Annotated in this window: 14 protein-coding genes and 1 pseudogene; 12 read left to right on the top strand and 3 right to left on the bottom strand. The window is 74.7% G+C overall.

All coding sequences use genetic code 11. The annotated features are described in order from the left end of the window. Positions 1–67 precede the first annotated feature (67 nt). The 3 genes from ACZ7MY_RS27080 (at position 68) to ACZ7MY_RS27070 (ending at position 2737) form a co-directional block, all read left to right on the top strand. The gene (locus tag ACZ7MY_RS27080; RefSeq protein WP_499605637.1) at positions 68–1204 is read left to right on the top strand and encodes a molybdopterin-dependent oxidoreductase; all 1137 of its coding nucleotides are present in this window, start codon (positions 68–70) and stop codon (positions 1202–1204) included. After that, positions 1201–1602 carry a hypothetical protein gene (locus ACZ7MY_RS27075; protein WP_499605636.1) on the top strand — a complete coding sequence of 134 codons (402 nt, stop codon included), beginning with the start codon at positions 1201–1203 and terminating at the stop codon, positions 1600–1602. Before ACZ7MY_RS27080 ends, ACZ7MY_RS27075 begins: the two co-directional genes overlap by 4 nt. An 82-nt stretch (positions 1603–1684) precedes the next feature. Beyond that, the gene (locus ACZ7MY_RS27070; protein WP_499605634.1) at positions 1685–2737 is read left to right on the top strand and encodes an NAD-dependent epimerase/dehydratase family protein; all 1053 of its coding nucleotides are present in this window, start codon (positions 1685–1687) and stop codon (positions 2735–2737) included. A gap of 62 nt (positions 2738–2799) precedes the next feature. Here the strand turns inward: ACZ7MY_RS27070 and ACZ7MY_RS27065 are convergent, their stop codons facing one another. Beyond that, positions 2800–3915: a sensor histidine kinase gene (locus ACZ7MY_RS27065; RefSeq protein WP_499605632.1), complete on the bottom strand. Its 1116-nt coding sequence runs from the start codon at positions 3913–3915 to the stop codon at positions 2800–2802. After that, on the bottom strand, positions 3905–4621 hold the full coding sequence (locus tag ACZ7MY_RS27060) for a response regulator transcription factor (RefSeq protein ID WP_499605630.1): 717 nt from the start codon (positions 4619–4621) through the stop codon (positions 3905–3907). The genes ACZ7MY_RS27065 and ACZ7MY_RS27060 overlap by 11 nt, the downstream gene beginning before the upstream one ends. Positions 4622–4735: 114 nt before the next feature. On the opposite strand from ACZ7MY_RS27060, the gene ACZ7MY_RS27055 reads away from it, so the two are divergent. The 9 genes from ACZ7MY_RS27055 (at position 4736) to ACZ7MY_RS27015 (ending at position 14401) form a co-directional block, all read left to right on the top strand. After that, the gene (locus tag ACZ7MY_RS27055) at positions 4736–5479 is read left to right on the top strand and encodes a glycosyltransferase family 2 protein (protein WP_499605628.1); all 744 of its coding nucleotides are present in this window, start codon (positions 4736–4738) and stop codon (positions 5477–5479) included. Beyond that, entirely contained in the window at positions 5476–6132 is a 657-nt protein-coding gene (locus ACZ7MY_RS27050; protein ID WP_499605626.1) for a TIGR04282 family arsenosugar biosynthesis glycosyltransferase, read from the top strand. The genes ACZ7MY_RS27055 and ACZ7MY_RS27050 overlap by 4 nt, the downstream gene beginning before the upstream one ends. Next, complete coding sequence (locus ACZ7MY_RS27045; RefSeq protein WP_499605625.1) at positions 6129–6983, top strand: methyltransferase domain-containing protein; 855 nt, start codon at positions 6129–6131, stop codon at positions 6981–6983. Before ACZ7MY_RS27050 ends, ACZ7MY_RS27045 begins: the two co-directional genes overlap by 4 nt. Beyond that, positions 6976–8430, top strand: a complete 1455-nt coding sequence (locus ACZ7MY_RS27040; protein ID WP_499605623.1) for a glycosyltransferase 87 family protein — start codon at positions 6976–6978, stop codon at positions 8428–8430. Before ACZ7MY_RS27045 ends, ACZ7MY_RS27040 begins: the two co-directional genes overlap by 8 nt. 452 nt (positions 8431–8882) lie before the next feature. Continuing rightward, on the top strand, positions 8883–9977 hold the full coding sequence (locus tag ACZ7MY_RS27035; protein WP_499605621.1) for a maleylacetate reductase: 1095 nt from the start codon (positions 8883–8885) through the stop codon (positions 9975–9977). Continuing rightward, positions 9970–10857, top strand: coding sequence for a dioxygenase family protein (locus ACZ7MY_RS27030; protein WP_499605619.1), 888 nt, complete (start codon positions 9970–9972; stop codon positions 10855–10857). Before ACZ7MY_RS27035 ends, ACZ7MY_RS27030 begins: the two co-directional genes overlap by 8 nt. Positions 10858–10966: 109 nt before the next feature. After that, a complete protein-coding gene (locus ACZ7MY_RS27025) occupies positions 10967–12307 on the top strand; it encodes a winged helix-turn-helix domain-containing protein (protein WP_499605617.1) in 1341 nt (446 codons plus the stop codon). After that, positions 12301–13815, top strand: a complete 1515-nt coding sequence (locus ACZ7MY_RS27020) for an AfsR/SARP family transcriptional regulator (RefSeq protein WP_499606015.1) — start codon at positions 12301–12303, stop codon at positions 13813–13815. The genes ACZ7MY_RS27025 and ACZ7MY_RS27020 overlap by 7 nt, the downstream gene beginning before the upstream one ends. A 106-nt stretch (positions 13816–13921) precedes the next feature. Continuing rightward, positions 13922–14401, top strand: a complete 480-nt coding sequence (locus ACZ7MY_RS27015) for a flavin reductase family protein (protein ID WP_499605614.1) — start codon at positions 13922–13924, stop codon at positions 14399–14401. Positions 14402–14702: 301 nt separating this feature from the next. Here the strand turns inward: ACZ7MY_RS27015 and ACZ7MY_RS27010 are convergent. Continuing rightward, positions 14703–14802 (bottom strand): annotated as a pseudogene (locus tag ACZ7MY_RS27010) (IS481 family transposase); the annotation flags it as partial.

Here is a 14802-nt window from a genome sequence, read left to right as displayed (position 1 = left end):
CGAACGTCCTTGTTCCGTAAGGGGCCCGGCTGTTCCGCGACGCCCTGGTGACGGCTCAGATGGACGCATGAGATCACGCTTGTTCCCGCCACGGTTCGACGCCCCGCTGCACGACGCCCGAACGGCGACCTCGATCGGGCGGTGGCTCGGGATCGCCTTCGCGGTGTGCTTCGCCACCGGTCTGATCAGCCATCTGCTGCAGCATCCGCCCGGCTGGGCGGCAGGCGACCTGCCGAGCCGTCCGGTGTGGGGTTACCGGGTGACGCAGGGGTTGCACGTCGCTTCGGGCATCGCCGCGGTCCCGCTGCTGCTGGCGAAGTTGTGGACGGTGTACCCGCGGTTGTTCTCCTGGCCTCCGGTGAGGTCGTTGCGGCACGCCCTGGAACGGTTGTCGGTGGCCGTACTGGTGGCCGCCGCCCTGTTCGAACTCGGCACCGGCCTCCTGAACATCGCGCAGTGGTATCCGTGGTCGTTCTCCTTCGTGCCGGTCCACTACGCCGTGGCCTGGCTGGCGGCCGGATCGGTGCTGCTGCACATCGCGGTCAAGGCGCCGGAGATCCGGGACCACTGGAGCCGGCGGTCTCCGGGAACCGTCGCCCTGCCCGAGGAGGACGGTCCCGGCCGGCGCTCGCTGCTCGCCGCGGTGGCGACGGCGGTCGGCGCGGTCACCGTGACCACCGTGGGACAGTCCTTCACCCCGCTGAAGGGTCTCGTCCTGCTGGCACCACGCCATCCGGACCACGGCCCGCAGGGCCTGCCGGTCAACCGCACCGCCGTCGCGGCCGGAGTCGGACCGGTCACGGCCGACCGCTATCGCCTGACGGTCGTCGGGCCGCGGCCGTACACGCTGACACTTGACGAGGTGAGGGGCCTGCGGCAGCACGAGGCCGAGCTGCCGATCGCCTGTGTGGAGGGCTGGAGCAAGTCGGCCCGCTGGACGGGCGTGCGGATCGCGGACCTCCTGGACCTCGCGGGTGCCCCGCCGCACGCCGGGGTACGGGTGGTTTCCCTGGAACGCCGGGGCGGCTACCGCGTCTCCGAGATGGGACACACGTACGCGCGCGACCCGCTGACCCTGCTCGCCCTGCGCCTCAACGGTGCGGAGCTCACCCCGGACCACGGCTACCCCGCCCGCCTGATCGCCCCGAACCGGCCGGGCGTGCTGCAGACCAAGTGGGTCGGCCGGCTGGAGGTGCTGACGTGAGGGCGGGGGTGACACGGTGGCTCACCGGCGCGGTCGGTGTGCTGCTCGCCGGCGTGGGCGTCCGCCTGCTGACGGGGGTGACCGACCTGCCCGGCGTCCTGATCTGGCTCGGCGGCGCGGTGGTGCTGCACGACGCGCTGGTCGCACCGCTGGTGCTGCTGATCGGCTGGGCGCTGGTCCGTGGGGGCCCTCGCGGGCCCGTCCACGCGGCGTTGCTGGTCGGCGGCGCCCTGACCGTGGTCGCCCTGCCGGTGATGCTGCGCCCGGGGCAGCCGGCCAACCCATCGGTCCTGCCGCTGGACTACCCGCGCGACTGGCTGGTCACGCTGGCTGCCGTGGCAGTGGTCACGATCCTCGTGGTCGCCGTGCGGGGTGCCCGCCGCGGCCGCCGGCGGTGAATGGCGGCGGGAAGGCTTACGAAAGGCTGACGTGACGGCGTCGCTCGGCCGCACGGCCGGCCGGCGGCCGTACGGTCGGATCATGTTGATCCTGGTCACCGGAGGTGCGGGCTTCATCGGCTCGCACGTCGTCACCGCCCTCACCGGCGCCGGGCACGAGGTGCGCGTGCTCGACGCGCTGCTGCCCGCGGCGCACCGCACGCCCCCGCCGGTCCCCGCGGAGGTGGACTGGCGGCACGCGGACGTCCGCGACGCGGAGGCGGTGTCCGACGCCCTGCGGGGCGTGGACGCCGTCTGCCACCAGGCGGCGATGGTCGGCCTCGGCAAGGACTTCGCCGACGCCCCCGCCTATGTGGGGTGCAACGACCTGGGCACCGCGGTGCTCCTGGCCGGCATGGCCGAGGCCGGAGTCGGGTCGCTGCTGCTGGCGAGTTCGATGGTGGTCTACGGCGAGGGACGGTACGAGTGCCCGTCGCACGGCGTCGTGGGCCCCGGACCGCGCAAGGTGGCGGACCTGCGCGCGGGACGCTTCGAACCACCGTGCCCGCGGTGCGGCGAACCACTGGCACCCGGGCTGGTGGCCGAGGACGCCCCGCTCGACCCCCGCAACGTGTACGCCGCCACCAAGCTGACGCAGGAACACCTCGCCTCGGCGTGGGCGCGCGCGGTGGGCGGACGCGTCACGGCGTTGCGGTACCACAACGTGTACGGACCGGGCATGCCGCGCGACACCCCGTACGCGGGGGTCGCCTCGCTGTTCCGGTCGGCGCTGGAGCGCGGTGAGGCGCCGCGGGTGTTCGAGGACGGCGGCCAGCGGCGTGACTTCGTCCACGTCCGGGACGTGGCCGGGGCCAACCTCGCCGCCCTGGAGCGGCTGCCGGAGCTGCCCGAGGGCGCCGCGCGAACGTACAACGTCGGCAGCGGTGAGCCGCACACGGTCGGGGAGATGGCCGCCGCCCTGGCAGGGGCGCACGGCACTAAGACACCGGTGGTCACGGGCGAGTACCGGCTCGGCGACGTCCGCCACATCACCGCCTCCTCGCGCAGGCTGCGCGAGGAACTGGGCTGGCAGCCGCGGGTCGTGTTCGCGCAGGGGATGGCGGAGTTCGCGACCGCGCCGCTGCGGCACGGCTGACCGTCCGCGCCCGGCCGGGCGGGTTCCCGGGGCACGGCGGGGCCCGGGCCGTGGCGGGCGTCTCAGGGCGCCGCGGCGGGCAGGCGGACCTCGAACCGGCAGCCGCCGGGAACGTTGCGCACCGCCGCCCGGCCCTTGTGCGCCTCCACGATCCCGCGCACGATCGCCAGGCCCAGCCCCGCTCCGGCGGGCGGGGTCCGTGCGTCGGTGCCGCGCCAGCCGGTGTCGAAGACCCGGGGCAGGTCCTCCACGGGAATGCCGCCGCAGCCGTCCGTCACCGACACCACGACGCTGTCCGCCTCCCGGCGGGCCGACACCGCGATCGTGCCGTCGGCAGGGGTCCGGTGGATCGCGTTGACGAGCAGGTTGGCCAGCACCCTGGACATCTCGCGGCCGTCGACCTCGACCGGGACCGGTTCGACGCCGTCCCCGACGATCCGCACGCCGCGCTCCTTCGCCAGTGCGGCCGCGCCCGCGAGCGCGTCGCCGACGAGGTCGTAGACCGACACGCGGGTGGTGTGCAGCGCGAGGACGCCGGCCTGGATGCGGGAGAGCTCGAAGAGGTCGCCGACCATGCCGCTCATGCGCTCGACCTCCGTGCGGATGCGGGCGTGGTAGACGGCCGGGTCGTCGACCATGCCGTCCTCCAGGGCTTCGGTCATGGCCTGCAGTCCGGCCAGCGGCGTGCGAAGGTCGTGGGAGATCCAGGCGACCAGTTCGCGGCGGGAGTCCTCCAGGGCCCTCTCGCGCTCCCTGGACGCCGCGAGCTTCGCGCTGGTGGCGGCCAGTTCACGACCGAGTTCGGCCAGTTCGGCGGTGGGCGCGGCGGCGGGCGGGGTGAAACCGCCGCCGTCGCCGAGGGCGCGGGTGGCCTCGGCCAGGGCCCGGCTGCCGCGGACCACACCGCGTCCGAGCGTCAATGCCACCACCAGTGAGACCGCCGCGGCGATCGAGCAGACCATGGTCACGACCCACAGGTCGTGGTCGGACAGGAACATGGCCCAGGACACCAGCATGGTTCCGGCGAGCATCGCCGCGACCGTGACGACGGCCACCACCGCCAGCGACAGGGCGACCGAGCGGTTGCGCAGCAGCCGGAGGACGCCCGTGCCCAGCAGGCCCGCACCGGCCGCGCCGATGGCCGCGTAGACCACGATCAGAAGGGTGTCATGCACCATCGCGGGCCCCCTCGTCCGCCGGCGGCGGGTCGAACCGGTAGCCGACGCCCCACACCGTGCTGATCAGGAGGGGGTGAGCGGGATCGCTCTCGACCTTCTCCCGCAGCCGTCGCACGTGGACGGTGACGGTCGACAGGTCCCCGAACTCCCAGCCCCACACGCGGCGCATCAGCTCCTCCCGGCTCGTCGCGCGGCCGGGATTGCGCAGGAAGAACTCCAGCAGGTCGAACTCACGGATCGTCAGGGAGAGCTCGACGCCGTGGCGGACGACGCGGCGGGCGCCGGGATCCAGGACGAGGGGACCGGCGCGCAGCCCTGATCCGTCCGGGGCCCGGGTCGTCCGGTCTCCCGTACGGCGCAGCACCGACTCGACCCTGAGCACGAGTTCCCGGGGGCTGAAGGGCTTCGTGACGTAGTCGTCGGCGCCGACTTCCAGGCCGAGGACCCGGTCCTCCTCGTCGCCGCGCGCCGTCAGCATGATCACGGGGACCGGCCCTTCGTCGCGGATGCGGCGGCAGACCTCCAGGCCGTCCATGCCGGGGAGCATGAGGTCCAGGACCACGAGGTGGGGCGGTCGCGCGGCGGCCCGGGCCACGGCGGAGGGTCCGTCGGGGGCCACGTCCACGCCGAAGCCCGCGCGGTTCAGGTAGCCGGCCACGACCTCGGCCACGGTGGCGTCGTCGTCCACGACGAGTACGTGCTTCACGTCGTCGAGTCTCGCACCCGGTCTTCGCCCGGCCGCGGGAGCGCCCGCGGACGTCAGCGATCCGTAAGACAGCGGAATCCCTTTTGCGGCTTTTGCGCCCGTAGGGTGAGTCGGGTGATCGAGACATCCCCTTCTCCCTCCGTCCCGGTGGACGTGGTGCTGCCGTGCCTCGACGAGGCCGAGGCCCTGCCGTGGGTGCTGGACCGCATCCCCGAGGGCTGGCGCGCGATCGTCGTCGACAACGGCTCCACCGACGGCTCGGCGGACATCGCCCGGGCCCTCGGGGCCCACGTCGTCCACGCGCCACGGCGTGGTTTTGGTGCCGCGTGTCATGCGGGACTCACCGCTGCGACGGCCGACGTCGTCTGCTTCTGCGACTGCGACGCCTCCCTCGACCCCTCGTTGCTGCCCTCCGTCGCCGGACCCGTCCTGGCCGGCACCGCCGACCTCGTCCTCGGCCGGCGCAGGCCCGTCACACGAGGCGCGTGGCCCCTGCACGCCCGGCTGGCCAACCTGGAACTGGCCCGGCTGGTCCGCCGGCGCACCGGCCTGCGCCTCCACGACCTCGGACCGATGCGCGCCGCCCGCCGCGAGTCCCTGCTCGCCCTGGACCTGACCGACCGCCGCTCCGGCTACCCCCTGCAGATGGTGGTCCGTGCCGCCGACGCGGGATGGCGGGTGGAGGAGACGGACGTGCCCTACCTTCCACGTACGGGCCGCTCCAAGGTCACCGGCACCTGGCGCGGCACCTGGCAGGCGGTCCGGGACATGCGTTCCGTGCTCGCCGAACCTCCCGCAAGCGAACCCCCCGCCGCCGGACCGGCGACCGCGGAGACCGCACGGGGGACGGCACGATGAGTCCCCGTCAGCCGGCCGCGGGCCGCGCCACGCTGCTGGTCATCGCCAAGGAACCCGTGCCGGGACGGGTCAAGACACGGCTCACTCCCCCGTACACGCCCCAGGAAGCCGCCGCACTCGCCGAGGCGGCCCTCACCGACACGCTGCGCACGGTCCTCAGGGCCCCTGCCCGCCGCCGGGTCCTCGTCCTCGACGGTGCTCCCGGGCCGTGGCTGCCGCCCGGCATCGACGTCGTCCGCCAGGAGAGCGGCGGCCTGGACGAGAGGATCGCGGCCGCCTTCGCCCTCTGCGACGGCGGACCGGCCCTCCTCGTCGGCATGGACACCCCGCAACTGACCGTGGAACTCCTCGCGGAGGCCGGGCAGGACGGTCACGACGCCTGGTTCGGCCCTGCTGAGGACGGCGGCTTCTGGGCGCTGGGCCTCGCCGAACCGGGGCGCGCCGCGGCACTCGTGCGCGGCGTGCCGATGTCCACGGACCGCACCGGTGCGACGCAGCGGCGCCGGCTCGTCGAGGCCGGGCTCAGCGTGCGCGACCTGCCGGTGCTGCGTGACGTGGACACAGCCGCCGACGCCGCCGGGGTCGCCGCCTGCTGCCCGCCCGGCTCGCACTTCGCCACGACGCTGAACTCGCTCGCGGGGGCGGGCCGATGAGCGGGACGGCAGGCAGCCCGGACCCCGTCCTCGCCGAACCGGCGACGCGAACAGCGGGCCGCTGGAGAACCCGCAACCCGGAGCGGCCCGGCGGCCTCCCCGTACGGCCCCGTCCGGTCGGGCAGCAGCCGGTGCAGCCGGGCGAGCCGTGGACGGACGACCCCTACGCCCACGCCCTGCGCACCGGCCGGGGCCCGCTCTTCCTGCGCCACCTGTCGGCCCCCGGCGCACCGGACGGCACCACGGCGGCAGGGCAACTGCTGCCGCTGGACGTCGAGCGCTGGTGTGGCCCCGCCGACGCCGCCGACACCACCGTGCTGGACCGGTGCACCGGCCCCGTCCTCGACGTCGGCTGCGGACCGGGACGGCTGGTCGCCGCCCTCGCCGCGCGCCGGGTGCGGGCGCTCGGCGTGGACGTGAGCCAGGCCGCCGTGGCCCGGACCCGGCAGCACGGCGGGTCCGCCGTACGCCGTTCCGTCTTCGACCGCCTGCCCGGGGAGGGCCGCTGGGGCAGCGTCCTGCTGATGGACGGCAACATCGGCATCGGCGGCGACCCGCCCGCCCTCCTCACCCGCCTGCACGCCCTGGTCGCGCCTGGTGGGCGCCTGCTGGCGGAGGCCGCGCCCCACGATCGGGACGAGCGCCTCACCGTACGGGTCGAGGACGCCGGAGGCCGGCACGGCCGTCCGTTTCCCTGGGCACGCCTCGGCACCACGGCGCTGCTGCGCACCGCCCGGGCGACGGGGTGGATCCCGGCCGCCCGGTGGACCTGCGAGGACCGCCCGTTCGTGGAACTGCGTCGCCCCGGCGGAGCCCCGAGGACCACAGGGAGGCCCGACGCGCATGAGTGACGCCACCGCCGCACACCACCGGTCCCCTCAGCCGCCGGCCGTCCCGCCCGTCGCATCCGTGGAGCGCGCGCCGGCCCGCGTGCGCACCATCGCCGTCGCGGTGCTCCTCGCCGCACTGACCGCCGTCGTCGTCGGCACCCTGCGCGTGGGCGACAGCCGGAGCGACCCGGGCCGCATACTGGCCGGATACGCCGTCGCCTGGACGCTGTTCGCCGCCTCGGCATGGGCCGTCCGCAAGGTCCCGGCTCGCGCCGCCACCGCTCTCGTCCTCGCCGGGGCGGCCGCCGTGGCACTGGCCGGGATGGCCGCCCCACCCCGCACCAGCACCGACATGTACCGCTACGCATGGGACGGCCGTGTCCAGGCCGCCGGGATCTCCCCGTACGCCCGCCCTCCCGCCGCGCGCGAACTCGCCGGGTTGCGTGACGACTGGCTGTTCCCCACCAAGGGTTCCTGCCGGGGCTGGGGGCTGACCCGGACGGACAGCGGCTCGTGCACCCGCATCAACCGGCCCGACGTGCCGACCATCTACCCGCCCGTGGCCGAAGGCTGGTTCGCCGCCGTCCATTTCCTCACTCCGTCCGGCAGCCGCCACAAGCCGCTCCAAGCGGGCGGTGCCGTACTGGCGTTCACCACCACCGTCGCCCTGCTGGCGGTGCTGCGCCGGCGCGGTGACCCCCGCCGGGCCCCGGCACTCGCCGCCCTGTGGGCGTGGTGCCCGGCCGTCCCCTTCGAAGCGGTGAACAACGCCCACATCGACGCCCTCGGTGTCCTGCTCACCGTGCTCGCCCTCGGTACCGCCGGCGCCGGGGCCCGGCGTGGCGCGCTCCTCGGTGCCGCCGTCGCCGTGAAGGTGCTGCCCCTGCTGACCCTGCCCGGCGCGCTGTCCGGGGAGCGCGGTCCGGCCCGCATCCTGCGCACGGTGACGGCGACGGTCGCGGTGGTCGCGTTCGCCTACCTCCCCTACGTCGCCGGGTCCGGCGCGGGCGTCCTGGGCTATCTGCCCGGCTACCTGCGGGAGGAGGGCTACGAACCCGGTGACGTGCACCGCTTCGCCCTGCTGCGTCTGCTGCTGCCGGACGCCACCGCGGGAGTGGTCGTCCTCGTGCTCCTCACGCTGCTGGCCCTGCACGTGTGGTGGCGCGGCGACCCGGCCCGCCCGTGGCGCGGTGCCCTCGTGCTGACCGGTACCGCACTGCTGCTGGTGTCGCCCAACTACCCCTGGTACGCGCTGCTCGTCGTCGGTCTCGTCGCGCTGGACGGCCGCTGGGAGTGGCTGTCCGTCACCCTCGCCGGCACCCTCCTCTACCTCGGGGGCGGTCTGCTGCCCGGCCTCCCCCTTCAGACCTGCGCGTACGGTGCAGCCGCCGTGTGCGTTCTGGCCGGGACCTGGCTGCGCGCCGCCCCGGGGCGACGGTTCCCGCACGGACGTCGGTCGCGCGCCTGACGTATCTCCGGCCCGCGCTTCCCGGTACGGCACTTCGGCACCGGTCACGTGGTGATCGGCTGCCGGGGGCGCCTTTCACCATTCCCCACACATGCGGAGATGAAGGCCGAACCTCCGGAGCGGCGATCACCGGAATTTCCACAGCCCGGAACTGCGTACGCGAAGCCGCATTGCCGAAGTGGTCCGCACCATGCACTTGCCGGCGGACCGCACTCGCGCCGACAGCAGCCCTTTCGGGCATGCCGGCGGCCCCAACCGCCGTGCGCATCACCAGGATGGGTGATATCCGCGCCCACCGTGACCCCTGGGCAATCCGCCGGTCGTCACGTGAATGCGGTAATCGAACCGGCCCGCGCACCATCACGTGAACCCTTCATTGACGCGTCACCGAACGGACGTCGAGACTCCCTTTTCGGTAAAGGACATTGCGAGAGGCAGCCATGAAGTCGTTCGTGCACAGAGGACAGATCACGAAAGTGGTCTTCGGCAGCGGAACGCGCAGGGAGCTCGCCGACGAGGTCAGGGCATTGGAGTGCGGCCGGGCCCTGGTGCTGTGCACCCCCGGGCAGACCGGCCAGGCCGGCGAGGTGGCCGGGCTCCTCGGTGCCCTCACCGCCGGCGTCTTCGACCAGGCGGCAGCCCACACGCCCGTGGCGGTCACGGAGAAGGCGGTCGAAGCGGCACGGGCCACCCGCGCGGACTGCCTGGTCGCCGTGGGCGGCGGCTCGACGATCGGCCTCGGCAAGGCCGTCGCGCTGCGCACCGGGCTGCCGCACCTCGCCCTCCCCACGACGTACGCCGGTTCGGAGATGACCCCGATCCTGGGCGAGACCCAGGGCGGCGTGAAGACCACCCGGCGGCTGCCGGAGATCCTGCTCGACACGGTCGTGTACGACGTCGACCTCACCCTCACCCTGCCGCCGCACGTCGCCGCCGTCAGCGGCCTCAACGCGATGGCCCACGCCGTGGAGGCCCTGTACGGCCAGGACGGCGACCCGCTCGCCTTCCTCACCGCGGGCGAGGCCCTGGACGCCCTGGCCGCGGCGCTGCCGGCGATCCTGCGCGATCCCGCGGACACCGAGGCCCGCGCCACGGCGTTGTACGGTGCCTGGCTCGCGGGGAGTTGCCTGGGCACGGTCGGCATGGCCCTGCACCACAAGGTGTGCCACGTCCTGGGCGGCTCCTTCGACCTCCCGCACGCGCAGACGCACGCCGTCGTGCTGCCCCACGTCATCGCGTACAACGCCCCGGCGGCCGGGGCGGCGATGGCCCGGATCGGGCGGGCGCTGCCCGGGCCGGACCCCGCCCGCGCGGTCCTCGACTTCGCGGCCGGCGTCGGCGCCCCCCGCGCGCTGCGCGACCTGGGCATGCCCGAGTCGGGCATCGCCGAGGCGGCGGACCTGATCGTCCGCGACGGCTACTGGAACCCGCGGCCGGTGCACCGGGACGCCGTGCACGACCTCCTCCGACGCGCCTGGGCGGGCGAACCGCCGCTCCGGGCCACCTCCGACCAGCCCCACGACCCGACGGGAGCCCGTCATGCGTGACCTCACCGACTCCACCATCACGGAGGCCGTGGCCTCCACCGTCCGCCACGCGAAGGACGCCCGCCTCGCCGGCATCCTCGAGGCCCTGGTCCGCCACGCGCACGACTTCGTCCGTGAGACCGGTCTGACCGAGGACGAGTGGGCGCGCGGTGTGGACTTCCTCACCCGGACGGGCCTGAAGTGCACGGCCACCAGGCAGGAGTTCATCCTGCTCTCCGACGTACTGGGGATCACGATGCTGGTCGACGCCCTCGGCAACCGGCGCGCCGCGGGATCGACGCAGAACAGCGTCCTCGGCCCTTTCTTCCGGGACGACCGCCCGCGGGCGGCCGACGGCGCGGACATCTCCGAGGGACTGCCCGGCACGCCCTTCTTCTTCGAGGGCCTGGTCACCGACACCCACGGCGCGCCGGTGGCGGACGCCGCGATCGACGTGTGGCACAGCGACGCGGACGGCCACTACGACGTGGACGTCCCCGGCCTGTCCGACCCCGCCATGCGGGCCCTGCTGCGCAGCGACGGCGAGGGCCGCTTCCGGTTCCGCTCCATCCGCCCGTCGAGCTACCCCATCCCGGACGACGGGCCGGTGGGCGAGCTGATGCGGACCACCGGCCGGTCCGTGATGCGGCCGGCGCACCTGCACGTCGTGGTCGCCGCTGAGGGCTTCCAGCGCGTGACCACCATGCTGTTCCCCGCCGACGACCCGTACCTGGACCAGGACCCGGTCTTCGGCGTCAAGCAGTCGCTGGTGTCGGAGTACGCGAGCCACCAGGCCGGCACCGGCCCGTACGGCACGCGGACCGACGAGCCGTACACACTGCTGCGTCACACCTTCGTGCTCGAGCCGGGACGGTCGGCTCATGACCCCCGGCCTTCCTGACCGGCGGCCACCGGCCCCGCCCGGCCAGCCCGGCCCGCCCGGCCAGCCCGAACGTCCCGAACAGCCGGGCCTGCCCGGCCTGCCGGCCCATGTCGTCCCGCGGCCACGGGTGACCCGCCGTATCCTCCAGGCGCTCGCCGGGCATCCGGTGCTGGTCGTCGCGGCCTCCGCCGGGGCGGGCAAGACCACCGCGGTGCTCCAGGCGGCGCGGGCCCTACCGGGGCCCGCGGCCTGGATCCCGTTGGGCGGCCTCGCCGCCGGCGACACCACCGCCGGGGCGTTCCGCGACCGCCTGGCGCGGGTGGTGCCCGCCGCCCGCGTGGGGCCGCCCGTCCTCGTCGTCGACGGCCTGGAACACCTCGCGGGCCACCCGGCGGCCGAGGACGCGCTCACCGCACTCGTCCTGCAACCGCCCCCGGGGACGCGGCTGGTGCTCGTCTCCCGGGCGGAGCCACCGCACGGCGTGGGCGGCCTCGGCGACGTCCACCGCGTGGCCTTCCTCGACGACACCGACCTCGCCTTCGACGTCTCCGAGGCCGCCCGGGCCCTGCGGCCCACCGGCCTGGAGGAGCAGGCGAGGTTCCGGGTGCGGGCCGTCGAGGGCTGGGTCACCGGTGTCCTGCACGACTGGTGGGCCACCGGACCCGCTACCGGCGCCGGCCGGCTCGACCTCCTCTGCGCGGACCTGCTGCGGCAGCTCACCGCGGACGAGGTGGCGCTGCTGGTCGCCACCAGCGTGCTGGACGAGGTGACCGCCGAGTCCGCCAACGCGCTCGGGCTGTCCGGACCGGACCGGGTCCTGGCCACCCTGCGGCGCCGCCGGCTGCCGCTGACCTGGTCCCCCGACGGCACCCACGTGCGGATACTGCCGTGCTTCCGCGGGCACCTGCTCCGGCGCGCCGACGCCATGGAGGCCGGCGCCCGGCGCGAGCTGAGGCGTCGTCACGCCCGGTTGCTGGAAACGGCCGGCCGTCATGAGGAGGCCGTGACGGAGCTGTTGATGGCCGGGGAGTCGGCGGCGGCTCGGCGCGCCGCCGAGCAGGTCCTGCCCGGTGTCCTGGAGCGGCTGGACCTGGCGACGGCGGAGAGCTGGCTCGACCGGATGCGCCCGGTGCCCGGGCCGCCCGCCCCGGGGCTGGCCTCCGCGGCGCTGCGCGTGGCGTTCGGCCGCGAGCAGTGCTGGCGCGGGCTGCAACTGCCGGACTCCACGGAGCGTCCTGGTGGGGGCGGTTGCCCGGGCAACCCGGCGGCAGTGAGGACCTGGCGCTGCTGGTGTGGTGCTTCTGGCACGCGGGCAGGACCGACGAGGCCCGGCGGATGCTGCGCGTCATGCCCCCCGGACGCCACCGCGACATCGCCGCCGCCCTCCTCTCCCTGGCGGACGGCACCCCCCTCACGACGCTCCCGGACCCGCGGGCCGACGCCTCGGGCCCCGTCGAGGTCATGCTGATGCGGATCGCCTACATGGCCGGGCGGCTCGCCCAGTTGCAGGGCGAGCCCGCTCCGCGCGGTGCCTGGCACCGGGCGACCGGTGCGCCCTGGACGGTCGCGGCGCTGCGGGCGACGGGACGCATCTCCCGGGCCGGTGAGCTGTACGCGTCCCTCGGTGAAGGGCCCCGGCCGGTGTGGCTCACGGCCATCGACGACGTCGAACTGCTGGCCGACCTCGGGCGGCGCGAGGAGGCCTGGGCCGCGCTGACGGCCGGACGCCGGGCCGTCGCGGCCACCGGATCACGCGTGTACGGGATCCTCAGCCTGCTGCTGGAGGCCAAACTGGCCCTGCGTCTCGACGGCGACCTCGCACGGGCCACCCGGGCCCTGACCGAGGCCGCCCACCGCGGCAGCACCCGCTACGCCTTCACCGCGGACCTGGCGGCCACGTGGAGCGGACTGCAGCTCCTCCTGGCGGGCCGGGACCAGGAGGCGGCCCACCGGCTCGCCGCCGCGGTGGCCGCCATGACCACGGGCGACCGGCTGCTGGAACTGCCCACCGCCGCCGTCTACTTGAGCGAGGCGATGTGGCGCGCCGGTGACGCGGCGGCCGCGGACGCCGCGGCCGACCTCGCCCTGGGCGTGGCGAACGCCCGCGGCGGACGCCATCTGCTGCTGCAGGCACTGGACGACGTGCCGGCGGTCGCCGTGCGCAGGGCCGACGCCGAGCCCTCGCACTCCTCGCCGTGGCACGCGCTGGTGGCGGCACTGTCCGCCGGCCGGGCGGCGCTGCGCGCCCCCGTCCCACCGCGGCTGGTCCTCGAGGAGTTCGGGACGGTGCGGCTGTCCGCCGACGGGCGGGAGGTCCGCCCGCGCCTGGCCAAGAGCACCGAACTGCTGGCGTTCCTGCTGGACGGACCGGCCGCCGGCGCACGGCGCGCGGCGCTGCTGGCCGCCCTGTTCCCGGGACGGAGCGACGCGACGGGGCGCAGCTACCTGCGGCAGGCGGTGTACCGGCTGCGGGAGGTGCTGCCCGAGGGCGTGGCGCTCGTGCAGGAGGCGGACGTCTACCGGTTGACGCCCGAGGCGTCCGTGGCGGGGTCCTCGGGTTCCTTCGAGCGCCTGCTGACCGAGGCCGGCCGGCAGGACGGCGAACACCGGTTCCGCACCCTGCTGGAGGCGCTGCGGACGGCGGGGGGCGGCCCGTACTTCGAGGGCGTCTCCACGCCGTGGCTGGACGCCCGCCGCGACGCGCTGACGGCGGCGTTCACCCAGGCGCAGGCCGACGCGGCCGCAGTCGCCCTGCGCCTGGGCCGGATCCGCGAGACACGGGAACTCGCGGGAGCGGCGCTGGAACGTGATCCCTACCGTGAGCAGGCCTGGCGGCTGGCGCTCGCGGGCGCCGAGGCAGCCGGGGACGACGACGGTCTCCTCGAGCTGTACCGGGGCTACCGGCGGGCGATGGCCGATCTCGGCGTGCGTCCTTCGGAGGAGATGCGACGCCTGGTCGAGAGGTTGCGCCGGTGAGGCGTGAACCCCGGGTCTCCGCTCGGTTTCCCCCGCATTAACAGGTGGCGGCGCACAGTTCACCACGTCCACCAGGGCTCGGCTCACTCCCTCCCGGAGGTCTCCCATGACTGAAACCCTCGACCTGTCCGTCGCCTTCCGCTCCACGATGGGACGCCTGGCGACCGGGGTCAGCGTCATCACCACCCGGACCGCAAGCGCGCCCGTGGGCATGACGGCCAGCGCGGTCTCCGCGCTGTCGCTGGACCCGCTGCAGCTGATCGTGTGCGTCGGCAACCACCTGTTCACCCGCACCGCCATAGCCGAGCACGGGCGCTTCGCCGTCAACGTCCTCGGTGAGGACTGCGAGGACCTGGCCCGCACCTTCGCCGCTCCGGTGCCCGACCGCTTCGCCGGCGTGGCCGTCGACGAGGAGCACGGCGTGCCGGTGCTCAGGGACGCCATCGCCTCGGTGGTCTGTGACGTCTCCGAGGCGCTGCCCGGCGGCGACCACACCATCTTCGTCGGCGACGTGCGGCACTTCGGGCACAAGAGCCAGTCCCGTCCGCTGCTCTACTTCGCCGGCGGGTTCGGCGCCTTGGGCTAGTGCGTGTCGTCACATGCCCTCCCCCAACCTTCGGCCGGGGGTGCCCCCACCCAGCAACGCTCCCCCAGCTCCGCTGGGAGGTGCCCCCAGGCACGGCACTCCCCCAGCTCCGCTGGGAGGTGCCCCCACGCTGCGTTGTCGCATCGTCCGAGTAGCCCACTACGAGGACGACTCTCCGCCTTGCGATGCACCGCACCAGGGGGCACCTCCCGGCGCAAGCCGGGGGAGCCGTGGGGCCCGCCCTCCGGGCGGTGGGGGCACCTCCCAGCGGTAGCTGGGGGAGCTCATGTGACGACACGACCTAGGTGTATTGACCCGCAGCGTTGTTGACGCGGCTGATCGGGGGCTTGCCTCCGAGTGCGGTGTGGCAGCGGTGGTGGTTGTAGGTGTGGAGGAAGTCT

The organism is Streptomyces sp. NPDC111520 (assembly GCF_055635295.1).
This window is presented reverse-complemented; position numbering and strand designations above follow the sequence as displayed.